We start from the raw sequence: 22,781 nt of genomic DNA on the forward strand, positions 1-22,781 counted from the left end.
AGGCTTTTATATTGAACGTGATTTATATTTTGCTTCTCTTTCAATAAAACCCTGTTTAACATCTATCCATTCTTCTTTAGTGATAGAATACAAAACGGCATTTCGAATATATCCATTAGAAAGTATGCGTTCATTCCTGATTACACCTTCTTTTATTGCACCTAGTCGTTCAATCGCTTTTTGCGAGCGTTCGTTTCGCTCATCTGTTTTAAATTGCACGCGAATAAAGTTTAAGGTTTCAAAGCAATACGTGAGAAGTAGTTGCTTGCAAGTTGAATTAACAAATGTACGCTGATAATCCTTACCATACCACGTTGAGCCTAACTCGCAGGTTCGTTGTGTAGAATTTATTTCATAAAGACGAGTAGTTCCAACGATTTGATTGTTTTTCTTGTTAATAATAGTAAAAGGAAGAGATAATCCTTCTTCACGAAGATGTATTGCATTTTTAACCCAAGTATCCATTTCCTGCTGAGTTTGTATGGTCGATAACATATAATGCCAGTGATCCGAATGATTAATCTGATAAAGGAATACGGAGTGTTCCTTTTCCATAGGAACTAACTGAATGACATTGTTTTCTAATGTAGGAGGAGATGTGAATAATATTGGATTCTTCATGTTTTCATTCCTTAAATGGTTATTTATGTTAATATTTATTAAAATCTAATAGGGAAGGTGAAACAATGGATTTCTTTATTTTAATTATTTTAGTCATTTTTTTGTTCGACGCTGCAAAATTTAGAAAACAAAATGAGACGGTTATTTTACAGAATGAAAAAATGATTGCACTACTAGAAGAAATAAAAAATAAATAATTTATTCTTCTTTGTAAAGGTTGAAAAATTGATAATGATCTTTACCGGTAATCTTTAGAACGAGTTTTTTGTTTTCTTGTAGACTATTAATTTCCCCATCGAACGTTACGGTTATTTGGTTTGGAAACTGATTAATAGAAAAGGTGTATTCGCCAATCTCTGTTTGCTTTTTTTCTTGACCATAACCTGTACTAAGGGTGAACGTCAGTTCCTTCGGTAGTATGTTACTCTCTTCAATATGTGTGAGCTTTAATTGATTTGTACGATCTATAGAAAACGCTGCTTGCCAGTAATCATTTTCTCCAGAATAAACGAGGGAGTCATTTTTGGATGTTGGTCCTTTGTTACTTAAAGTTGGAGCTGAATCTTTAAAGAAAATCGTTAAAACAGAAATAAATCCTATTAATAAAACAGCAGCTAAAATAAGCTTCTTTTTCATTCTCCACCGCTCCTCTCATCCACTACCTAACAGTGTATTCTTTATTTAATGGTGAATTCCTTGTTTCAATTAACTCTAAGAATGGAGGTGGATGCGTGAAAATCAGAAAGTACGAAAGTAAAGATTTTCAGGCTGCTCTTGAGTACTGTTTACCACCACAACAAGCATTATATACGTCCATGCCTGTTGAGGTCCTTAAAACGTTTCAATGTGATATCTTCAATCAGCCTTTTGTCGTTTACGCTGACCAACAACTTGTAGGTTGGTTTGCTTTATATACAGATGGTTCCGGTAATATTTATACAAATAATAAGCAGGCCATTCTATTAAAGTCATTTTCGATCGATGCTAGGTTTCAAAAAATGGGATTCGCGCTGGATTCTTTGAAATTACTACCGAATATCGTGAAGCAGCAGTACAAAGATAAGAATGAAATTATATTAACCGTTCATGACACGAACAATGCTGCTATATCTCTTTACAGAAAAGCCGGATTCATACATAAAGGTGAGAACTATGATGGGGAATATGGCATAGAACTAATATTTCATATGAGTCTTTAGACCTTTACAAAGTCTTAACCAAACCTTTACACCACTCCTTAGTAAATATTGTCATAATTTCTATACATAGACAAAAGGGGTGGCAGGTTTGAAAAAGGTCATACAACAGTGCATGACGCAGATGAAGAGGATAACAGTTTTTAAGAACATCAAAGGATTTAAGAATATAAAGATTAATTGTCTATTAAAATTTCCTAAACAGCTTAAGTTCAAACTGAACCTACAGACAAAATTATTATTAATGATGCTCTCATTGGTTGTCTTAACGATTTCCATCGTAGGAGTATTTAGCTATAACAAAGCATCAGATACAACGAGAACAATCATTGAAAACCGTTTGGAACGGGAAACAGAAACAACTTATGACATTGCAAAAAATCTTAAGTTCAGCTTTATTCGAGACAAAAAAATGTTTAACAAACGCTTGGCTGAAAGTATTAATACACAGTATGTGGGCCTTCAGCAAGATGATATGAAAGCGAATATCTTCTTAATGCAAAATGGAACGCTTACACCGTATAAGACGAATGGAAAAGACACTTTCTCTTTGTCTTCAGGAAGCAAGAAGCAGATTAGTGACTTAGAAAATGGTGTGCTGCACGTGGAAGTCCAGGATAAGGCGTATACACTAGCGTTTAAGCAGATTCAAGAGTTGAACGGAATCTACGTGATCGCCATAGAAACAGAAAGTTACATGCAGTCGGTTTACGAACTTAGAAACTTTATAGCGGTGGCGGTTATCATTAGTATTCTTTTAACTGCTTTGGTAATCATATTCTTAATTAGAAGCATCACTTCACCTTTATCGGCGCTTGGCCACATCATGAAGCGCGTTCAAAAGGGTGACTTTCAAAATAATGTTGATTATCAATCTAAACATGTTGAGATTCAGAGGTTGATTGAGAGCTTCAATCATATGATGATTTTTATAAGAAATGTTCATGTGCAGATTCAGCAAATCTCAGGTGAACTAACCTCACAAGGCAACAAACTCGAACATACCTACAGTGATGCGAATCACTATAATGAGCAACTTGTTAAAACGATAGAGAATGTAATGACTGGCGCAAAAGAAACAGCGATAAGTTCAGAGCATAGTGTGCGGCTTTTCTCAGATATGCAAGAAAAAGTAAGTGAGCTGAATAAAACAGTTGTGTCGGTGATGGATGAGTTTTCAGCTATGAATCAAAACGCTGTTTCCGGCCAAGAAAAAGTGGATGAGTTAGTAGGCGAGATTCATGATAATCATGACCGGTTCGTCCAACTAAACAAAATCATTGATGAGATGGGCACATATTCGAGCCACTCCCAGAATGTCATCTCTACGATTAAAGAGATTTCTGAACAAACCAAACTGCTAGCATTAAACGCTCGAATTGAAGCGGTAAGAGCAGGAGAAGCAGGAAGAGGTTTTGCGGTAGTTGCGGATGAGGTAGGCAAATTAGCGGACCAATCGAGTAAAGCGGCAGCAGATATCATTGCGACAGTAAACCAAATGAACCAAACAGCCTTACAAGCAATTCAGGAGTCAAGCCTTCTTGGAGAAGCAAATCTCTCACATGTGCAGAAAGTGAAGGATACGACTGGATTCATTCAATATTTAATGAATTCAGTGGTAGACAACAATGAACGAATGGGTGAAATGAGTGTTGCTCTTCGAGAATTAAAAGTGGCATTGCCTGAGATTGAAACGGCAGCTATTCAATTTTCAAGCATCTCCCAAGAAACTCTAGCGAGTTCTGAAGAAATGTCTATAACTTCAATTAAACAAAATGAAAAAATTAAACAGGCGTATCTCGTTGGAGCTAAGCTGTCCAGCCTGTCTCAGCAATTGACGGAGGAAAGTCAGTTTAAACGTGTGAGTGAAGGGAAAGAAACAGCATAAATGAGGAAAGTGACGGGGAATGGTGATCCGTCACTTTTTTTAGGTTATAGATTTGGATATTTTGGTTAACTCAAGGAATTTCTTGAATTATATGTTATAAGCTAAATAAGAAATGGTATCATCCAACTCTCCGATGGATTCATTAATAAAGTAATTAATACTTCATGATATACTTGATGCTACAAAGTTATCTTTATGAAGATACATATTACATACAACATAGATTAGGGAGGAATAAATCATGTTTAATAGTGAAGCGGAATTAGTTGTTTCTGCAAAAGCCCCTTTAGGTGAAGGACCGTGCTGGGACTCGGAACAAGGCGTCTTGTATTGGGTTAGCATTTTAGATAAAAAGGTTAACATCTACGATCCACGCTCCCACCAAAATCGAGAGATTCAACTAGATCAGATGGTAGGAACGGTTGTACCGAGGGAGTCAGATGGTGTAGTCGTAGCTCTTCAGAACGGATTCTTTTTTCTAGATCTTAACACGGAAAAACTTACACCTATTGTTGACCCTGAACAAGAGCTTCCTGAGAATCGCTTTAACGACGGGAAGTGTGACCCGTTCGGTAGGTTTTGGGCAGGAACGATGAGTTTAAGTGAAGAAGCTGAAAAAGGCTCTCTTTATTGTTTAGATCACGATCTTCATGTGGAAAAGAAGCGAGAAAATTTAACGATTTCGAATGGTTTGGCGTGGTCGCCTGATCAATCCTATATGTATCTAATTGATACACCAACGAAAAAAGTAACGAGATTCCAATATGATCTTCAAACGGGCCATATCCAAAATGCAACAGAAGTGATTTCCTTTCCAGAAGGAGTAGGTGCTCCAGATGGAATGACGATTGACGAAGAGGGCATGCTTTGGATCGCTCATTGGGGCGGTGCGCAAGTCTCCCGGTGGAACCCAGAAACAGGCGAACAGCTATATTCTATTCCAATCCCATCATTAAATGTTACATCATGCACGTTTGGCGGAGAAAATATGGACGAGTTGTATGTAACAACAGCTAGGAAAAATACAAGTGCAGAGAACCTAGAAAGATTTCCAGAAGCGGGCGGTTTGTTTAAAGTAAGACCAGGTGTGAAAGGAATGCCAGCATATTCTTTCAAAGGGTAAAAGCAGGACAGCGTTATAAAACGCTGTTTTTTTTTGATTAACAAAAACTTGCAATCATCGTTCGTCGTCTAATAATAAGAGAGGGGGGATTGGTATGGAAAACATGTTAGTTGAAGTGATCTCGGCTGAAGATAAAGAGCACATATTCAATGAAGCTATGAATGAGCACGGACAAGATTTGCTGCAGTTGGTTTATTCTTATGTGAACCATACAAGCATTGCTGAAGACTTAACACAAGATATCTTTGTTAAGTGTTATAACGCATTGCATACATATAACGGAAAATCAAAATTTAAAACATGGTTATGGCGAATTGCCATTAACCATTGTAAGGACTTTTTGAAAAGCTGGTATAAAAATAAAGTTTTCGCCACTGATGAGGAGCCTTCTTTACATCGGACTGAGGTGGATGTAGTTGAACATGAAGTCATTCAAAAAGAAGATGATGAGAAGTTAATTCAGGCAATCATGCAGCTAGAAATCAAGTACAGAGAGGTTATCTATTTTTTTTATTATGAGGAGCTACCTATTAAGGAGATCGCTTTGGTGACTGAAGTTAGTGAAAATACGGTTAAAACGAGAATGCGCCGAGCTAAAGAACTATTGAAAATACGTTTGGAGGGTTAGAGATGGAGAACCGTTTGAAAAACTTAAAAAAAATCATGAACGACAAGACGTTTTCACAGGTAAGGTTCACAGAAAAACATCGCGAAACCATACAAAATAAATTGAGTAATCAAGGAAATAGGGAACAGATTGTATTAAACGTTTTGCAGTTATTGAACCAAGAAAAGACAGGCTATCAGTTAGCGAACTTACTTCTTGCTCGCGGTATAAAACAATTTGATGACAATGAAGGATTTCTCTATATTTTGTTGCACCGTTTAGAGAGTAATGGGGTCATTCAATCAAGCTGGATATCAAAAGAAGAAACCAAGTTTTATCAGTTAACAAGTAAAGGTAAAAGATTATTAAAGCAAGCAGAACATAAGGGAAAACGATCATCAGTCATTCTGCAACAGCTGATAGGAGGAGCGGAATGGAAAATCGCAGAAAGTCGTTTCTAAACGAAGTTACGAATCAGATTCGTTCAAAGGAAGCAAAAGAACAAGTTTCTGCTGAGTTGAATTATCATATGAAAGAAGCAAAAATGCGATGGGTAAATAAAGGATACTCTGATGTGGATGCCGAACAAAAAGCGATTGAGCAGATGGGAAGTCCAATCACTCTAGGTATTCAGTTAAACAATATTCATCGTCCAAGAGTTGATTGGATCTTACTGACTTTATTGACGGCTGTACTCTTGCTAGGATTTCTGCCTGTACTTTCTCTTGGATATGACAGCAATCATTACTTTCTAATGAGAAAGATGATATTGGTTGTCCTTGGCATGATTGTTGCTTTAGGTCTGATGTTTGTTGATTATCGGAAGTTAGTAAGGTGGGGATGGGTGTTTTACGGGGTAGGTACTGTGTTGCTGTTATCTTTACTTTTCTTTTCAAGTGGTACGATCAATGGGAAACCATTTTTACATATCGGACAGCTAACGATAGAAAGTATTGCTGCACTTCCATTCTTTATGATTGCTTGGGCTTGTTTCTTTAACCGAGATACCTTAAAAGTCTATCAATTTATACTATTATTCTTTGTTTCGCTGTTATTATTCTTCATGATTCCAAGTATCGCAACGACTTACTTGTATCTTGCCATGGTCCTGTCCATGTTATGGTGGAGCAAATTTTCCAATCGTCAAAAAGGTGTTGTTTCAGGCATTACGGTAGGTTCGTTACTATTAATTGGTATTTTCTCTTGGCAGTATCAACCGTATTATATAAAAGATAGAATGATAGGTTTTCTGAATCCTGGAAAAGTAGCTGATGGAGCAGGGTATCAGGTGCTTCAAATTCAGAAGTTAATATCTGGTGCAGGATGGTTCGGGGAAAATAAGAGTATTAAACAGTTCATACCTGAAGCACACACTGATCTTGCATTTGTAAGCATCACGTATCACTATGGCTGGATAGCGGCGATCTTTCTTACGCTTATTCTTTTATTAGTACTAGCAAGAGTGATTATCGCGACACAGCAAGTTAGAGATTACTTTGGAAAACTTCTGATCATAGGCAGCTTATCTTTATTACTTTTTCAAATGGTGAGTAATATCGGCATGGCGTTCAGATTTTTCCCACTTACTAGCATGTCACTGCCGTTTATTAGTTACGGGTTGGTACCGATTCTATTAAACGCTATCTTGATTGGAGTTGTGCTGAGCGTTTATCGCAGGAAAGATTTAAGCAGGTCAGCTCTTTAATAAATTTATTTAGTTGAGTTGTCGATTTTGAGGGTTTCCGTTCGTTGTATACTTAAAAGAAGAAAAAATAGCTTCTGCATACAGGGAGTAATGGCTATGCTATTCATGCTGATTGTTAAAGCTTCAAAAAATTCAGAAGGTGGTAACCGCCCGAATGAAGAGCTTAATGAAGCGATGCGAAAGTACAATGAAGAATTAGTTAAGGCTGGCGTCCGGGTTCTTGCTAAAGGATTACACCCAAGTTCAAATGGTATGTGAATCTCTTATCTGCTTCCAGGAGAAAAACCAGTGGTTACGGACGGACCGTTTACCGAAACGAAGGAATTGATCGCTGGGTTTATTCTGATTGATGTGAACTCTAGGGAAGAAGCCGTTGAATGGGCGATGAAGATGCCTGATCCACAAGGAAACGGAGAAGGTCAGATCGAATTAAGGCAAGTATTTGAATAATATTTGTCCTAACTCTAAAATTGATAGATTGCAAAAGAACCTCGCTTACATAAGAGGTTCTTTTCTTATGTTATAAATGAAAATTATTGATTTAATTTATTTTAGAAGGTAATGTAGTTAAAAATACTACGAAATGAAGGTTTTGGGTTATGGATGCATTTGATAGAAAATTGATACATCTTCTTCAAAAAAACGCGAGAATGAAATGGGCAGACTTAGCTACTCAGGTAGGTCTATCCGCTCCAGCTACCGCTGAACGCGTTAACCGTTTGATGGAAAATGGTGTGATCAAAGGATTTGGTGCAAGAATTGAAGCTGATAAGGTGGGAAGTGAACTCACAGCTTTTGTTGCGGTTTCACTGGAACGTCCAGAGCATCGCGCTCCATTCTTAGCACGTATTGAAGAGTTAATAGAAGTGATGGAATGTCATCATATCGCGGGAGAAGATGATTACTTATTAAAAATTCGATCTCGAAACACGAAGGATTTAGATCGAATTATTAGCTATGAATTAAAAGGACTAACAGGGGTTGTTCGTACCAAAACAACGATTGTGATGGATACGACAAAAGAGTCGATCGAAGTTCCTATACAACCGCATGTTTTTTCAGGTGAATAAAAGGTGCTTTCCGAACTTTTTATAAAAGGCTTAATACTGGGAATCTCAATAGCGGCTCCAGTTGGACCAATCGGTGTATTATGCATGCAGCGCACATTAACGCAAGGTCGTGTGGTGGGAATTGTATCGGGACTGGGTGCAGCATGTGCAGATGTTATTTATGGTTTGATTGCAGGGCTTGGTCTCACGATGGTTTCTCAATTCATAATGAGCCATAAATTGTGGATTCAACTAATTGGGGGAGTATTCCTATTGTACTTAGGTCTGAAAATCTTAACTTCTAAAGCAAGACCTATGGATGGCACACCTCAAAAGAGTAGTAGTCTTACTTCCGCTTTTTTTACAACCTTTCTACAAACATTAACGAACCCCATGACCATATTATCTTTTGCTGCCATATTCGCGGGGTTAGGTATTGTTAATACTCACACAAGTGCTATCTCTTCCATCACTTTGATTGTTGGAATCTTTTGCGGCTCGGCTGCTTGGTGGATCTTTTTAACAACTACAGTGAGTATGATGAGTAGAAGAATGAATCAGCAGCACATGGCTATGATTAATGTTATCTCAGGAATTATCATATGTTTGTTCGGTATGTTTTCACTTATACGTTTAATGATTGGATCGTGAGTTTTTAATGTTATTACTAAAGAGTATCATTCTAGGTTTTTCTATATCCGCTCCAGTTGGGCCAATCGGTCTGCTTTGTATACAAAGAACACTCTCACAAGGGAAGTCGGCGGGATTTTTAACTGGCTTTGGAGCAGTTACAGCTAACATTGTTTATGCAAGCATTGCAGTATTAGGCTTTTCAGCTGTGTCATCATTATTGATCCAATACGAAATGTTACTTAAAATATTCGGTACCATCTTTTTACTTTACCTAGGGGTGAAAACAATCTTAAAGAAAGTACCAAATCAAGCCGCTCAGTTAGCAGGGGAAAGCAAGTTGATGATGTTTTTCTCGACCTTCTTCTTAATGCTTACAAACCCTGTTACAATTTTGAATTTTACAGCAATGTTTGTAGGTCTCGGGTTTGGTGAGAGTGAGATGACATTACAAATTGCATTGCTCTTAATAAGCGGTGTGTTTATCGGTGCTACCTGTTGGTGGATGTTTTTAAGCATAGTGGTAAGCCTGTTAATAAAAAGTATTCAGCCGCACTTAGGTACCATCAACAAAGGAGCAGGTTTATTAATCATAGGCTTAGCTTTAGCGAATATCCTAGCGTAACGGTAAAAAAATAAATATTCCGAAAATTATATATACTTTTATATCCATTTGTTTTACAATACAAAAGGTAAGGAAAAAATTTCAAGATAAGGAGGCGTTGGACATGATTAAATTTTTAGACACTACAAAAACAACATTATATTGTCCAATACACAACCTTCTTAATGAGACCTCAATCTGTTAATGAAACGTGAATCAGAGCCTCAGGATGTGTATACATTCTGGGGCCTTTTTATGTATTTTTTTGTATAAAAAGTCACCCATCTATTTCTGGGTGGCTTTTTATTTTGAAGAAGCTGAGTAGAACGAAACAACGGTACGATATTGAATATTGAAAAAGCGGAGGTTAGAAAAAATGGAAGTATTGAATAAGCACATTACCGATCAGATCACGATAGTAGAATATGATTCGAGCTATGCAGCAGCAGTCGCTGAAATGTGGAATAAAAGCCAAGATGGCTGGGGCGGCGGAAACTCAATCATGACGGAAGAACAAGTATTAAAGAAAGAATCGAACTCATCAAACCTCCATTTATATCTTGCACTCGATGGAGATAAAGTCGTAGGCTATTGCAGTTTAGGAGAATATCGAGAAGATGAGGGAGCGCTCTACATCCCGTTATTGAATGTAAGAGGAGATTATCATGGTAAGAAGATCGGTAAGAAGCTTGTACTAAAAGCGCTTCAAAAAGCGATTGAAATGAAGTGGCCGCGTTTGGATCTATATACATGGCCAGGGAACACAAAGGCAGTTCCACTGTATAAAAAATGCGGCTTTTTCTGGGAAGATCGGGATGACACGACACATCTTATGAACTTTATGCCTTCTGTGATGCAAACAGAAGCGGTTTTAGATTATTTTACGGATGGTAAATGGTACGAAAACAGTACACGTACGATTGAAACGACACCTGATGGAAACAACGAAAATGAATTTCATTATTATGGGTATTCTTGGAATCATAAGACTCTCGGTAACTTGAAGATGGAATTTGAGCGTTTTGGAAGAGGGCTTCGCTCCATCGAAACAGACGATTATAAAATCTTAGCGGATGTTGAACACTTTAATCTTGTTTTTGGCTCTGAATACAAGATTCGATACCACATGATTAATAAAACAGGTAAGCCGTTAACCGTAGAGATCCAAGGTGTGGACGATAAGAACATTCAGTTTGCGACTTCAAGAAAAATCACGGTTCAAAAGGAAGAAGAGATTGAGATTCCTTTCGTGGTAAATCCGATTACTGAAGATCAAAGTGTTTGGAGAACGCACCCAGCTGTTACTTCTCAATTATTAATCAATGGGAAAAAGGCGCAATTTAGAGTAGGAATTCGTCCTAAGTATCCCGTTAAATTAAGCTGTAACACGCCAGATAACCTTAGTTTTGTTGGTCGTTCTTCTCAACTTTATTTTAACTTTGAAAATAATTTTGATGAACAAGTCACATTTAGCTTTGAACTTCCATCATCAGAATTGGTTACCATTCAGAATCGAAATGTGAGTGTTGCTTTGACACCGAAAGGAAAGCAATCGGTAACTGTTCCTTTTGTGATAAAAAAGAACGGATTTTACTCTGCCGAAGTCCAAATCTCCGCAACGAAATCCAATGGAGATATCATTACTTTTACGAAAAAGCTGGGTGTTGCCCTACAGGGAATTGGAGCTAAATTCGCTGGAGAGTGTGACGATTTTTATCATGTATGCAACGGACAATATACAATAAAACTTGATAAATTCAACAATTGGATTTCACCCGGGAAAGATGATGTGGATTACAAATTGGCATTCATGGTGCCTCAGCTTGGCAAGCCTTTCTCAGAAGAGATAACGCGACTTCGTCCTGAGAAAATTGAACCATTGCAAGAAGATGGTTATGCAGGATTAAGAGCAACTTTTCAATCACAGGCTTTTCCAGAATTGCAGCTTGCAACCGTGGTGAAGTTGTACAGTGAAGGTCTAGTAGAACGATATGATGAAATTACAAATATTAGCGATGTAGAAACAGCTGACGAGGTATGGCTGAATACGCCAATTATGTGTCCGATGCTCGATAAAGGTGTCTTGCCTTATGAAGGAAAGTACATTGAACTAAATGATTCCATGGGATCTGGCTTATCTTATTGGAATCCTAGTAAACTTACGGAAAACTGGCTTTTTCTTCGTGGAAATGATAACCCTAGAGGCATTTCATGGCCAAGAGAAGGAAAGGTGAATTTCTCCAGTTGGTTCATGTATTTTGAAAATAAGTTAGGCAAATTATCTCCTCAAGAAACCGTTGCTACAGAACCGATCACCATGACAATTGGTGCTTTCCGTGATTGGCAATCGTTCAGAGAATATGCGACGCAAAAGAATGATAAACCAACCAGCTTAACCAATCACATGAACGTATCGGTTAACGGGGGAAATCCTTTTGTTGATAATGGTGAGTGCAAAGCTGTTGTGAGAGATTATAAGTCTTCGTTTTTTAACGGGTTTATTGAATTGAAGTTAGACGATGAGATTCTGCAGAGTCACCTATTCGCTTCAGATGAAGAGTTAACACAGGCCGAGTTTGATATTGAATTACCTGACGATAGAGGGATACATGTATTAACTTCCAAAATGAATTTAGGTGCTGTTCATGTTACACGGCAATCAGCCGCTTTTATGAAGAAGGATCAACCCGTTCAGTTGGAAAAGTCGATAGAAGATGGTCTCGAAGTGTACTCCGTAGATAATGGAGAAATGAAGATTTCTGCTTCAGCACAGTTCGCACCAACGTTGTTCTCTCTTCAATACAGAGACCAAGAGTGGATGGATTCACCGTTTCCAAAACCAACACCAAAATCGTGGTGGAATCCTTGGTTCGGCGGTATTGCAGGCCTCCTGCAAGGCATGAGTCTTCATTCTTTGCTAAAAGAAGAAAGCACTGTTGAATTTGTAGAAAAGGAAGACAACAAAGGGAACATGTGGAAAGGGCTTAAGATATCTACTATTTACAAGAAACATGAGATGTTTAAAGGCGTTCACATTTATAAATATTTCTTGATGCTGCCAGGAGTTCCAGTACTCTGTCATACAACGGAAATCGTCCAGAACATGGAGAGCTATTTGGAAGGTAAGAACTTTTACACAGGATGTTTTTTGAATCCAGGACCAGAGCCTGCGAAGAGCTGGGGAAGCTTTCAATCTGAAAATGGGGAGTGGACCATGATTTCTGGTGCAAAAGGTGAGCAGGAAATGACAGTAGAACGCAGCGTGATTTACGGATCTGATGATCATGAGAACCTGCTTCAAATTGTAGCAGACCAAAACGCTATAAAAGTTGATTCGTATATCAATTTAGAAGTCATTGAGCTTGGTTACACAGAAAAGGTGAGCCTTGAGCACGGTGCTAAGCAATTCACTTCACCGGTGTTTTATGTATTCAATGATAGAGTTATCCCCGATACCGCATTAGAAGATCTGAAGAAAATTAAGTTCTACTAGAAAGGGCAAACTTATGAAAATAATCGATGCACACATGCATTTTTCAAACATTGAAAGCTTTAAACATACGGCAACAAACCTTTCTAAACTTGACTATTCGTATGAAGGAATCATCAAAGAGTACCGAGAATCTGGCGTTGTGCTCGGCATCGCGATGGGTTTAACAGAAAAGGAGGTAGAGGGTTTTCCTGACCCTCTAGCTCCAACCCCAATGGGTATTGATCTAGATACAGTCATACCTGAAAACATCGTGTATTGTGCAGGCATCAATCCGTATCACTTAGGCGAGAAAGAATTGATACAGCTTGAAGAAACGGTGCAGCGCCCTGAAGTTGTTGGTATCAAGATCTACCTCGGTTATTATCCGTACTATGCGTATGATGAGGTGTATCAGCCAGTTTATAAGCTAGCGGCTAGATACGGATTGCCAGTCGTTTTTCACACAGGTGATACCTATTCAGAGCGTGGTTTGTTGAAATACTCTCATCCTTTGACGCTAGACGAAGTAGCGGTTATGCATCGGGACATAAATTTTATGATGGCGCATTTCGGCGATCCATGGACATTAGACGGAGCAGAAGTTGTTTACAAGAATCGTAATATGTATGCCGATCTGTCGGGGTTAGTGGTTGGAACAAGAGAAGATATTACGAGATACAAAGATTCACCACGCTTCTTTAATCACTTGCGCCATGCGTTAACGTTTACGGATAACTATGAAAAATTTTTGTTCGGAACAGACTGGCCGCTTGTGCCGGTGCAGCCGTATATAGACTTTATAAAAGATATCATTCCTGAAGAATATCATGAAGATGTTTTTTACAACACGGCGGTAAAGATTTTCCCGAAGATTAAGGCGTTTTTAAAATAATATACAGTTGTGAGAGGGGTGATGCCAATGGTACGTATCTGCGGTTTTTATATGAAGTATTTTACTAGATTACGAGCTGAAAGAAGGGATCACCACTATGATATCCGGAAGAAAAGTAGAGTTACGACCAGTTTCACTTGAAGATCATAAGCGAACATACCACTGGCGAAATGATGAAGAAACCGCACGTTTTGATGCAGGTTCTGGTTATTATCGATATAGTCATATGCCGCTTGAACAGATCGAAGCAAGCTATGAAAAAGATATTCGTACCATTGATAAACGTGAAGTAGGAGAGTTCTCGATCTATACAAGAGGGGAAGACGCGCGTCATATTGGATCGATCGGATACCGCAGCTTAGATATTATCGCGCGGCGATGTGTGGTAGGCATAGGGATTGGTGAGAAGGAACTTTGGGGTAAAGGATATGGGACCGATGCGTTAAAGGCCTTGCTCAATTATTTATTTAAGACGATGAATTTAAACCGTGTACAGCTTGATACGTGGAGTGGAAACGTGCGTGCCATTCGTTCATACGAAAAATGTGGCTTTGCTGTTGAAGGACGCCTCAGAAATGATACTTATATTGATGGGAAGTATTATGACACTATTGTTATGGGGGTTTTGAGGGAGGAGTTTGAGATTAATAATTGAGATGAGAATTTTGATAGTTAGATTTAGTAGTTAGGAGTAATGATGGCAGAGCTAAGCATCACAAGCTGCATATTTTTTTGCAATATTTTTTCTGTACAAAGTTATGATGGATTGGTATGAATGGAGTACTTTTCCTAAGCCTAAAAATATATTTGAGAAACTGTGAATTTCTTAACGGCACTCGTATTTGGTGTCGCTTATTGGGCAGGTTTAAAAGTAAAAAAGAGGAAATGGTTTCTGAGACCAGTGCTACTAAGCGGTTATTTATTTCTTTATATTATCCTTGCAATGATTGCCTTTAAACTGATAAATTCTGTTCTCATTTACCTCGAGAGGAATGTTTTTCTGTAATGACCGAACTAGTAAGAATTGGTTTGATGGCGATACTAGGAACGCAAGGAGCTTACTTTTTAGCCATATTTTTAGTAGGAAACACGATGATTGATTGGTACGAATGGGGCACGTTTAGGAAGGCAGATACCTTTTTTACTAAAACAGTCAATGTGCTCTCGGCACTTTTAATGGGCATCGCTTATTGGTCAGGGAAGAGAGTCGATCATCATAATTGGTTTGTAAAAAGAATTTATCTTTTAGGATATGCTTTTCTTTATACAATTGCAGGAATAATCTTTTATGAATTATGTGATTATGTTTTAAGGTTCATTGAGAAACATTAAAGAATGGATTATAACAACCTCCAATCAAACAAGATTTGGGGTTGTTATTTTTTTATATCTCAAAATGCTTTGACAACTTCCACAAAACTGATTATACTAATAAAAATTTAACAATTTATGGCTATGAAGAGAAAAGTAGTTAAGTAACATTATTTCCAGAGAGCTCTTGGTTGGTGTGAAAGAGCAGTAATGAACTTAACGAAAAAAGACTCAGAGCTTTGTAAGGATGCAAGGAAGCTTGCTGATACTACAACGGGATCTCTCGTTATAGAGATAGGGTATACGCAAGTGATTATTTTTCATTGCCGTACCTGAAGAGGTTGATATGGTGACATATGAACAAACTGAGGTGGTACCGCGAACGCTAATAAGCTCTCGTCCTCAAGATGAATAATCTTGGGGGTGAGGGCTTTTTTTGTTTTTCTTTTATAAAAAATGAGGAGTGATTTCAACATGCATTGGGCATTTCGAATAGCAGAAGAATTAATAAGAAAGCACCCAGATCGTGAAGCGTATGTTTGTGCGTCAGGCATCAGTCCATCGGGCTCGGTTCATATCGGAAATTTTCGAGAAGTGGTTACCACATACTTCGTTGTAAGAGCACTGCAACAGCTAGGGAAGAAAACACGTTTTATCTTTTCATGGGATGATTTTGATCGTTTTCGTAAGGTTCCTAAAAATGTGGATCCTACTTTTGAGCAATACATTGGAATGCCATACTCAGAGATTCCATGTCCGTTTGGGTGCCACATTTCTTATGCTGAGCACTTTGAAAAAGAGTTTGAACAGTCATTGAGAGAGTTTGGGATTGTTCCTGATTTCATCTATCAAAGCAAGGAGTATGGGGCAAGAAGGTATCAAACTCAGATCGTTCATGCTCTTCAAAATCGCAAACAGATTTATGATATCTTAATGAATTTCAAAACTAGTGAACACAGTATGGAAGAGCGAGAGCGATTTTATCCAGTTAATGTGTATTGTGAAGTTTGCAGGAAAGATACGGTGAACATTCACGAATTTCAAGACGAAAGACTAAGCTACATTTGTTCATGTGGTCATTCAAACTCTATCGAGGTAGCACTAGCGACAAACATTAAATTGAATTGGAAAGTGGATTGGCCGATGAGGTGGAAGGCTGAAGAAGTGGTGTTTGAACCAGGTGGAAGAGACCATTCTTCTGCGACAGGAAGCTTTAATGTTTCCAAGGAGATCGCATCTCACATCTTTAACTTTCAAGCACCAGAGTATGAACCGTATGATTTTATCTGCATAAAAGGATCTAGTGAGAAGATGTCGAGTTCTTCAGGAAACAACATTACACCCGGAGATTTGTTAAAGATCTATACACCAGAAGTTATCCTTTTCATGTTTGCCAAGTATCAGCCGAATGCACCTTTTCATATTGGGTTAGATGATGACGTGATCAGAAACTATACAGAGTATGAAAGATTTAGTCAAGCAGAGCAAGGTCGTTTGAAAGAAGAGATTTCAGCAGCTTTGGAACTTTCTTCAGTACATTCAAGGATAAGACGTGAACCTAAATTTAGCCATGTGGCGAGTATAATGCCCCTTGTGAATTTTGATGTCTCACTCGTTCGAGAAGTGTTGGAGAGAACAGGGGAGGAGTATACGCTGAAAGAGGTAGCTGGAGTTTGTGAAAGAGCTGAATATTGGTTGAAAAATTGGTGTTCAGAGAAAGTGCTTCTAATTAATGACAAGATAAATCAAGAATTTTTTAAGACTCTTACTGATCTTGAGAGACAGTGGATTGCAGAATTTGTAAATGTTTTACTTGATGGTATAGATTTACAAGATGACGAGTTGATGAGAAGCGTTTACGATGTTTGTCATGTGAAAGATGATCCTAAAAAGAAGAGGAGTAACCAAAAAAGGTTATTCGGGATCATTTATCAGCTTGTTTTGAGCAGCAATAGTGGTCCCCGCATACCATTGCTCATACATTCTGTTGGCAGAGAGCGGTTAATTGCTTTATTGGACTTTCCAATATAGGGTTTGACATGATAATCTGTCCGATCTTGAGGACTATCTATCCAATCTTAGCAATAATCTGTCCTATTCGTTGAGTAATCTGTCCAATCTCCATTATAATCTGTCCAAACTCAAAGGCAAGTTAAGTTAGTTTAGTGGATTAATATAGAGAGGTGACGCCAACAAAGCGTCACCTCACCCTATCATCATTTCTTCAATTCCTGCCCCATGCCTTTCAAAAAGTGAAGACCAAATCCGATCGCTCGATTAATATCAGGGTCCTTAAGCGACTTCACAATATCAAAAGCGCCGACCTTCTTATCGCTCTCCACAAACTCTTCCCCTTGCTTCAAGCCAGAAACAACACTATCGAGCAACTTAGCCGTAACCTCTGGATCCATCTTGGTCAGAACACCTGCTGCACCCATCAAGTTGTTGATCATGTTCGTGAGGGGTTCGCGCGTTGCTTGACCGAGTGCGATGCTTGCGATTTTATCTTTTGCGACAAGCATGGAGTTTGCGGCTTCCAGAGCTCCGATCTTATCAAGCTCACCAATCACATCGAGTGCTCTCGACAGGGCTACTTCCTTCTCAGCTAATGCTTTTTGCAGTTCAGTTAGCTTCTCTTGCTGAATCTGCTCTTCAGTTTTTATGTTCTTTTTTATTACAGTAGTTGGTTGTGCCATATTAATTCCGCCCCCTTACACTTCATCCGTCAGGTGAACATAGCCCGGACGGTTCCATTTACGCTGTACTTCAACACCGTTTTGCGGATAACGTTTTTTATTTCTTGGATTGTTGCCAGGTAGCTTCACTTCACCTTCGCGGCTGATGATTTCCATTCGTACCTTCGTCTGTTTGTAAGCTGGTGTATGTGTACGATGATCAACAGCTGGACCGGTTAAAAAGTTGATCGCCGTCTCGTTGTTCACGGAGTTCATCGGAAGATACAACTCGTTGTTTTTTACACGGTCCGTAACGAGTGCATTCAACTTCACGGCTCCAAACGGCGAGATTAACCGTACAACAGATCCATCGATCACACCACGTTCTTCTGCCAGACTAGGGGACACTTCAACGAAAACATCCGGTACTTTGTGCTGGATACCTTTTGATTTGTTCGTTAAGTTACCTTCATGGAAATGTTCGAGCATGCGCCCGTTGTTGATATGAAGGTCGAACTCTTCAGGAAACTCAGCTGGATGCATCCAGTCAGATAATGCAAAGCGTGCTTTTTTGTCAGGAAAATTAAAGCCATCTGTGTAAAGAAGTGGTGTACTCTTCCCGCTAAAGTCACCCCAAAGGAAACTGCCCCATCCTTCTAGCACATCATAGTTTGCTTCTCCAAACAGGGGAGCAAGTCCCGCCATCTCTTCAAAAATTTCACTCGGATGACTGTAGTTCCAATCAGCACCCATTCGAATGGCGATGGCTTGGATGATTTCCCAGTCCGGACGAGATCCTCCTGTTGTTGGCAGTGCTTGATACAAACGCTGCACACGGCGTTCGGTATTCGTAAAGGTTCCTTCTTTTTCTAGAGAAGGAGCTGCAGGTAGAACGACATCTGCGTATTGTGCGGTTTTCGTTAAGAAAATATCTTGAACAACAAAAAATTCTAGCTGACTGAGCATCTCATGAACGTGGTTGGAGTTTGAATCAACGAGCGCCATGTCTTCACCGACTAGATACATGGATTTGATCTCACCCGTTCCGATGCCTTCAACCATCTGGATGTTGTCTTTACCAGGTTTGCTATCAATCGTAACACCGTATGCTTTTTCAAACTTCGCTCGGGCGAGGTCATCTGTAATATGCTGATACCCCGGAAGCCATGCAGGTAACGTACCCATATCGCAAGCACCTTGAACGTTGTTATGGCCACGAAGCGGGTAAGCACCAGCACCAGGACGACGATAATTGCCGGTTGCCAACAGCAAGTTTGAGATCGCAGCAGAAGTGTCACTTCCACCTGTGTTTTGCGTTACACCCATTCCCCAAAGAATGCATGTGCCGTCAGCGTCACGAATCATTTTCGCCACGTCTATAATCGTTTCTTGCGATAGCCCTGTATGTTCCTCGGCATATTCAAGCGTATATTTTTCAAGTACTTCTTTAAAATCTTCAAAATAATGCACGTTCTCATCAATAAATGTTTGATCGTGCCAGCCTTGATCGATCATGTACTTCGTAACGGCCATGAGCCAAACTTGGTCTGTGCCTTGCTTCGGACTCATGAAAATATCCGAGCGTTCTGCAAGTTCATGTTTACGAAGATCGGCTACGATTAATTTTTGTCCGTGCAGCTTGTGCGCGCGCTTTACACGCGTGGCAAGAACGGGATGTCCTTCTGTCGGATTCGCACCAACAACGATGACAAGGCCAGCTTGCGCGATATCTTGAATCGTTCCTGCGTCACCACCCATACCGACCGTACGGAACAATCCGTCGGTTGCAGGGGACTGACAATAACGAGAGCAGTTATCAACGTTGTTCGTTCCGATGATCTGACGCGCGAACTTTTGCATCAAGTAGTTTTCTTCATTCGTAATTTTAGATGACGAAACAAAGCCAAGTGCGTTGCTACCGTGTTTTTCTTTTATCGCGCTCATCTTATCAGCAATCAGTGTAAGTGCTTCGTCCCAAGTGGATTCTACAAAAACGCCGTCTTTACGAATGAGTGGTGTAGTAAGGCGTTCTTCGCTATTTACAAAATCCCAGCCGAACTTTCCTTTAACACACGTGGAGATCGCGTTCACAGGACCTTCACTCGGTTCTACTTTTAAAATCTTTCTGCCTTTCGTCCAAACTTCGAACGAACAGCCAACACCACAGAACGTGCAAACCGTTTTTGTCTTTTTCGTACGTGTTTCACGCATAGCGGCTTCCACTTCAGAAATGGCAAAAATACCACTATAGCCAGGCTCAACTTCTTTTACAAGTTCGACCATCGGCTCAAGTAGTTCTTCCTTTAATCCCGTCATGAAGCCCGCTTCGCCAAGCATTGATTTTTCCATAAGAGCGTTACACGGACAGACGGTAACACATTGTCCACAGCTGACACATGAGGAATCGTCGATACTTGATCCGGCATCCCAAATCACGCGTGGACGTTCTCGTTCCCAGTCGATCGAAAGCGTCTCGTTCACCTGCAGGTTTTGACACACCTCCACACACTGACCACATGTGATACATTGGTTGGCATCATAACGGTAAAACGGGTGAGACATATCAAGATCCACCATTTCTTCTTTTGGCGAATATGGAACCGCTTGATGTTCAATCTCCATCAGTTCAGCTGTGTTATGCAGTTTGCAGTTGCCGTTGTTGTTATCACAAACCGTGCAATAGAGAAGGTGGTTTTCGAGTAAGCGATCCATCGCCTCGTTCTGCGCATCCTTTGCTCGTTTAGAAGATCGCTCGATCGTCATACCGTCGAGTGCCATCGTTGAGCATGAACGCATCAGCTTGCCATCAACCTCCACGATACAAGTATCACACGTTTCGATCGGGTCAACTTGTGGGGTATAACAAATTTGAGGGTGAGATAGTTCATTTTTATTTATAATATCGAGAATGGAAGTGCCAGAAGGAGCTTCGTATTTGTTTCCGTCAATTGAGATTTGAATCAACTTATCCATTTGTATTCTTCCTTTCTTTCGATACTTAAGCATCGTAAAACTTACTGATCGTACAAAAAAATCCACCACGAAAGCACAAATTCTATAGACGTACAGAAAATGTGAGTTCATGGTGGAATAGTGTAATAGCAGGTCATACCATTAGGCCAATCCAGCATTGGATCTCTTTTATTTGGAATAAAAGATAGATCATTATGTAATTTAGAGATGGAAGAAAAAACAGTGTGAACGATTTTCTCTTCCAACTTTTCTTCTTTATTATAGCGTTTACATGATCAAGAAACAACAAGACTTGTATTCTAGCTTTTCATTTAATCACGTGCGAAAAGTAAGTACGTCATGTATGATTAGTAAAAAATGGAGAAATAGTGGTGATGTTCGAATGACGAAGAAAGTGCATGACTTTAATGATATTATTCGTAAACTCCGTAAGAACTTATTAGGAAAAGGACCTGAGAAAATACATACGGTCTTTGTAGAAAACATGGCAATCTCAACCATGTACGGGAATTTAACACCAACTGAAAAATTCATTGCTCGAACGGCTGAAGGCAAGGAGATGGTGCATGCTGCAAGGACGCGTCTGATTCAGGACGTTTATGCAACAGCACCACCAGAAGGATTAGAAGATGTGACGGGCGCAAAATTCATCCATCTGTTCTCAGATTTTAAAGTGGATGAAGACATGGCGGTGTCTGTTTTTGTTTTTGATAAACCAATCGCATAGCGAAGGGGTGATTGTCTTATGAAACCGATTGTGACTAAGCGTAGCATTCTGCAGATTAAGAACGGACATGCAGTGAACATAGAAGACACTATCGTAACCGAGCTTCCTGTAACGATCAAGATCAATGGGGAAGAATTTGTTACGATGGTATGCAGCCCTGAGTACATTGAGGATATGGTCGTAGGCTATCTAGCTTCTGAAGGAATCATCCGAAACTATAAAGATATTAAAGACATATGGGTGCAAGAAGATGGAAGCTTTGTACACGTGACAACAGATCGCTTGAATCCGGTCTATCAAAATCTACAGAATAAAAGATACATAACTTCATGCTGTGGCATGAGCAGGCAAGGCTTTGTTTTTGCGAATGATGCACGAACAGCGAAAACGATGAATGAAGTTAGGGTGAGAGTTACGCCTGAAGACTGCTTACGGTTGATGCGAGAGATGCAGAGAGGAGCAGGGGTTTTTCAAAAAACAGGCGGTGTACATAATGCAGCACTTTGTGATGTGAACGGAATTGTGCTGAGCCGAATGGACATCGGACGTCACAATGCACTGGATAAAATCTATGGATATTGCTTAAGAAATGATATTTTCATAGGGAATAAGATTCTCGTGTTTAGTGGTCGGATTTCATCTGAGATTTTGTTAAAAGTAGCAAAGATCGGCTGTGAAATTGTTCTCTCTAAATCAGCTCCAACAGAATTTGCTCTGCAATCAGCGGAAGAACTAGGAATCACGACGGTTGGTTTTGTAAGAGGAGATTCTATGAATGTCTATACACGTCCTGAGAGGATTGTTGTATGAGTCTAAGAGTCAACACACTTGGTATTCTTTTAAACAATGGCAGAATTTTGTTAGAAGAACGTGAAGGAAATCATTCGGAAGGAACGGGGACATATTACCGACCTATAGGTGGAACGATAGAATTTGGAGAAAAATCAGACCAAGCGATCGTTCGTGAATTTTACGAAGAGATAGGCGCAGCTATTAAGGTAAAGCATTACATGACATGTGTAGAGAATATTTTTTTTGTCGATAAAAAGATGGGGCATGAAATTTCACAGATTTATTCAGTAGAATTCGTAGATTCAGATTTATATCTGGCAGAAAAATTTGTTGTAACAGAGGGACAGCAAAAGACAATTGCGAAATGGATAGACCTAGATGATATTATGGAAAATCGTAAGCTCCTTTTCCCAAAGGGTTTACGAGATCTACTTAAGAAATCCTAGTGTGACACCCCATTTATGAGCATAAGAATTAAAGAAAAACTGTCCAAGTAGTTCTGTCCTATTGCGGAAC

Annotated in this window: 21 protein-coding genes, 1 pseudogene and 1 other annotated feature; of the genes and pseudogenes, 18 read left to right on the forward strand and 4 right to left on the reverse strand. The window is 39.4% G+C overall.

The window, feature by feature from the left end; all coding sequences use genetic code 11:
• Positions 1-6: 6 nt before the first annotated feature.
• Both I5J82_RS02245 and I5J82_RS02250 read right to left on the reverse strand, forming a co-directional pair.
• A complete protein-coding gene (locus tag I5J82_RS02245) occupies positions 7-621 on the reverse strand; it encodes a GNAT family N-acetyltransferase (RefSeq protein ID WP_233096382.1) in 615 nt (204 codons plus the stop codon).
• Between the two features lie 198 nt (positions 622-819).
• Positions 820-1,257, reverse strand: coding sequence for a hypothetical protein (locus I5J82_RS02250; RefSeq protein ID WP_198766478.1), 438 nt, complete (start codon positions 1,255-1,257; stop codon positions 820-822).
• A 95-nt stretch (positions 1,258-1,352) separates the two neighbouring features.
• Between I5J82_RS02250 and I5J82_RS02255 the strand changes: the two genes are divergently transcribed.
• The 15 genes and pseudogenes from I5J82_RS02255 (at position 1,353) to lysS (ending at position 17,129) form a co-directional block, all read left to right on the forward strand.
• The gene (locus tag I5J82_RS02255; protein WP_332873621.1) at positions 1,353-1,820 is read left to right on the forward strand and encodes a GNAT family N-acetyltransferase; all 468 of its coding nucleotides are present in this window, start codon (positions 1,353-1,355) and stop codon (positions 1,818-1,820) included.
• A gap of 88 nt (positions 1,821-1,908) precedes the next feature.
• Positions 1,909-3,705 (forward strand): methyl-accepting chemotaxis protein, encoded by a 1,797-nt coding sequence (locus I5J82_RS02260; RefSeq protein WP_198766479.1) that lies wholly within the window; start codon positions 1,909-1,911, stop codon positions 3,703-3,705.
• A 241-nt stretch (positions 3,706-3,946) separates the two neighbouring features.
• Positions 3,947-4,828 carry an SMP-30/gluconolactonase/LRE family protein gene (locus I5J82_RS02265; protein WP_198766480.1) on the forward strand — a complete coding sequence of 294 codons (882 nt, stop codon included), beginning with the start codon at positions 3,947-3,949 and terminating at the stop codon, positions 4,826-4,828.
• A 94-nt stretch (positions 4,829-4,922) separates the two neighbouring features.
• Positions 4,923-5,456: a sigma-70 family RNA polymerase sigma factor gene (locus tag I5J82_RS02270; RefSeq protein WP_198766481.1), complete on the forward strand. Its 534-nt coding sequence runs from the start codon at positions 4,923-4,925 to the stop codon at positions 5,454-5,456.
• 2 nt (positions 5,457-5,458) lie between these two features.
• Positions 5,459-5,896 (forward strand): PadR family transcriptional regulator, encoded by a 438-nt coding sequence (locus I5J82_RS02275; RefSeq protein ID WP_198766482.1) that lies wholly within the window; start codon positions 5,459-5,461, stop codon positions 5,894-5,896.
• Complete coding sequence (locus I5J82_RS02280) at positions 5,869-7,140, forward strand: FtsW/RodA/SpoVE family cell cycle protein (protein WP_198766483.1); 1,272 nt, start codon at positions 5,869-5,871, stop codon at positions 7,138-7,140. The genes I5J82_RS02275 and I5J82_RS02280 overlap by 28 nt, the downstream gene beginning before the upstream one ends.
• 96 nt (positions 7,141-7,236) lie before the next feature.
• Positions 7,237-7,590, forward strand: a pseudogene (locus tag I5J82_RS02285) (YciI family protein).
• Between the two features lie 149 nt (positions 7,591-7,739).
• Positions 7,740-8,210, forward strand: coding sequence for an Lrp/AsnC family transcriptional regulator (locus tag I5J82_RS02290; protein ID WP_198766484.1), 471 nt, complete (start codon positions 7,740-7,742; stop codon positions 8,208-8,210).
• Between the two features lie 3 nt (positions 8,211-8,213).
• The gene (locus I5J82_RS02295; protein ID WP_332873622.1) at positions 8,214-8,840 is read left to right on the forward strand and encodes a LysE family translocator; all 627 of its coding nucleotides are present in this window, start codon (positions 8,214-8,216) and stop codon (positions 8,838-8,840) included.
• A 7-nt stretch (positions 8,841-8,847) separates the two neighbouring features.
• On the forward strand, positions 8,848-9,444 hold the full coding sequence (locus I5J82_RS02300) for a LysE family translocator (protein ID WP_198766485.1): 597 nt from the start codon (positions 8,848-8,850) through the stop codon (positions 9,442-9,444).
• Positions 9,445-9,799: 355 nt separating this feature from the next.
• Complete coding sequence (locus I5J82_RS02305; RefSeq protein WP_198766486.1) at positions 9,800-12,916, forward strand: GNAT family N-acetyltransferase; 3,117 nt, start codon at positions 9,800-9,802, stop codon at positions 12,914-12,916.
• 13 nt (positions 12,917-12,929) lie between these two features.
• Positions 12,930-13,787, forward strand: a complete 858-nt coding sequence (locus tag I5J82_RS02310; RefSeq protein ID WP_198766487.1) for an amidohydrolase family protein — start codon at positions 12,930-12,932, stop codon at positions 13,785-13,787.
• A gap of 97 nt (positions 13,788-13,884) precedes the next feature.
• Positions 13,885-14,442, forward strand: coding sequence for a GNAT family N-acetyltransferase (locus I5J82_RS02315; RefSeq protein WP_198766488.1), 558 nt, complete (start codon positions 13,885-13,887; stop codon positions 14,440-14,442).
• 350 nt (positions 14,443-14,792) lie between these two features.
• Positions 14,793-15,119 carry a hypothetical protein gene (locus tag I5J82_RS02320; RefSeq protein ID WP_198766489.1) on the forward strand — a complete coding sequence of 109 codons (327 nt, stop codon included), beginning with the start codon at positions 14,793-14,795 and terminating at the stop codon, positions 15,117-15,119.
• A 114-nt stretch (positions 15,120-15,233) separates the two neighbouring features.
• Positions 15,234-15,505 (forward strand) — a binding site (T-box leader).
• Between the two features lie 67 nt (positions 15,506-15,572).
• Positions 15,573-17,129 carry a lysine--tRNA ligase gene (gene lysS, locus I5J82_RS02325; protein WP_198766490.1) on the forward strand — a complete coding sequence of 519 codons (1,557 nt, stop codon included), beginning with the start codon at positions 15,573-15,575 and terminating at the stop codon, positions 17,127-17,129.
• A gap of 185 nt (positions 17,130-17,314) precedes the next feature.
• Here the strand turns inward: lysS and I5J82_RS02330 are convergent, their stop codons facing one another.
• Positions 17,315-17,794: a helical membrane plugin domain-containing protein gene (locus I5J82_RS02330; RefSeq protein ID WP_198766491.1), complete on the reverse strand. Its 480-nt coding sequence runs from the start codon at positions 17,792-17,794 to the stop codon at positions 17,315-17,317.
• Positions 17,795-17,809: 15 nt separating this feature from the next.
• Complete coding sequence (gene fdhF, locus I5J82_RS02335) at positions 17,810-20,746, reverse strand: formate dehydrogenase subunit alpha (RefSeq protein WP_198766492.1); 2,937 nt, start codon at positions 20,744-20,746, stop codon at positions 17,810-17,812.
• 382 nt (positions 20,747-21,128) lie between these two features.
• Here fdhF and I5J82_RS02340 point away from each other — a divergent pair, with 382 nt between their 5' ends.
• The 3 genes from I5J82_RS02340 to I5J82_RS02350 are packed head-to-tail and all read left to right on the forward strand — an operon-like array spanning position 21,129 to position 22,711.
• Positions 21,129-21,473, forward strand: a complete 345-nt coding sequence (locus I5J82_RS02340) for a Na-translocating system protein MpsC family protein (protein ID WP_198766493.1) — start codon at positions 21,129-21,131, stop codon at positions 21,471-21,473.
• An 18-nt stretch (positions 21,474-21,491) separates the two neighbouring features.
• A complete protein-coding gene (fdhD, locus tag I5J82_RS02345) occupies positions 21,492-22,283 on the forward strand; it encodes a formate dehydrogenase accessory sulfurtransferase FdhD (protein ID WP_198766494.1) in 792 nt (263 codons plus the stop codon).
• Positions 22,280-22,711, forward strand: a complete 432-nt coding sequence (locus tag I5J82_RS02350; protein WP_198766495.1) for an NUDIX hydrolase — start codon at positions 22,280-22,282, stop codon at positions 22,709-22,711. Before fdhD ends, I5J82_RS02350 begins: the two co-directional genes overlap by 4 nt.
• Positions 22,712-22,781 lie beyond the last annotated feature (70 nt).

Origin of the sequence: Fictibacillus halophilus (assembly GCF_016401385.1) — a bacterium.
GTDB lineage: Bacteria > Bacillota > Bacilli > Bacillales > Fictibacillaceae > Fictibacillus > Fictibacillus halophilus.

Excerpts from the sequence above, each read along its gene's own strand:
- I5J82_RS02265 (WP_198766480.1), top strand. The coding sequence starts at position 3,947 with ATGTTTAATAGTGAAGCGGAATTAGTTGTTTCTGCAAAAGCCCCTTTA.
- lysS (WP_198766490.1), top strand. The coding sequence starts at position 15,573 with ATGCATTGGGCATTTCGAATAGCAGAAGAATTAATAAGAAAGCACCCA.
- I5J82_RS02330 (WP_198766491.1), bottom strand. The coding sequence starts at position 17,794 with ATGGCACAACCAACTACTGTAATAAAAAAGAACATAAAAACTGAAGAG.
- I5J82_RS02310 (WP_198766487.1), top strand. The coding sequence starts at position 12,930 with ATGAAAATAATCGATGCACACATGCATTTTTCAAACATTGAAAGCTTT.
- fdhF (WP_198766492.1), bottom strand. The coding sequence starts at position 20,746 with ATGGATAAGTTGATTCAAATCTCAATTGACGGAAACAAATACGAAGCT.
- I5J82_RS02290 (WP_198766484.1), top strand. The coding sequence starts at position 7,740 with ATGGATGCATTTGATAGAAAATTGATACATCTTCTTCAAAAAAACGCG.
- I5J82_RS02270 (WP_198766481.1), top strand. The coding sequence starts at position 4,923 with ATGGAAAACATGTTAGTTGAAGTGATCTCGGCTGAAGATAAAGAGCAC.
- fdhD (WP_198766494.1), top strand. The coding sequence starts at position 21,492 with ATGAAACCGATTGTGACTAAGCGTAGCATTCTGCAGATTAAGAACGGA.
- I5J82_RS02250 (WP_198766478.1), bottom strand. The coding sequence starts at position 1,257 with ATGAAAAAGAAGCTTATTTTAGCTGCTGTTTTATTAATAGGATTTATT.
- I5J82_RS02320 (WP_198766489.1), top strand. The coding sequence starts at position 14,793 with ATGACCGAACTAGTAAGAATTGGTTTGATGGCGATACTAGGAACGCAA.
- I5J82_RS02340 (WP_198766493.1), top strand. The coding sequence starts at position 21,129 with ATGACGAAGAAAGTGCATGACTTTAATGATATTATTCGTAAACTCCGT.
- I5J82_RS02275 (WP_198766482.1), top strand. The coding sequence starts at position 5,459 with ATGGAGAACCGTTTGAAAAACTTAAAAAAAATCATGAACGACAAGACG.
- I5J82_RS02350 (WP_198766495.1), top strand. The coding sequence starts at position 22,280 with ATGAGTCTAAGAGTCAACACACTTGGTATTCTTTTAAACAATGGCAGA.
- I5J82_RS02300 (WP_198766485.1), top strand. The coding sequence starts at position 8,848 with ATGTTATTACTAAAGAGTATCATTCTAGGTTTTTCTATATCCGCTCCA.
- I5J82_RS02245 (WP_233096382.1), bottom strand. The coding sequence starts at position 621 with ATGAAGAATCCAATATTATTCACATCTCCTCCTACATTAGAAAACAAT.
- I5J82_RS02315 (WP_198766488.1), top strand. The coding sequence starts at position 13,885 with ATGATATCCGGAAGAAAAGTAGAGTTACGACCAGTTTCACTTGAAGAT.
- I5J82_RS02280 (WP_198766483.1), top strand. The coding sequence starts at position 5,869 with ATGGAAAATCGCAGAAAGTCGTTTCTAAACGAAGTTACGAATCAGATT.
- I5J82_RS02305 (WP_198766486.1), top strand. The coding sequence starts at position 9,800 with ATGGAAGTATTGAATAAGCACATTACCGATCAGATCACGATAGTAGAA.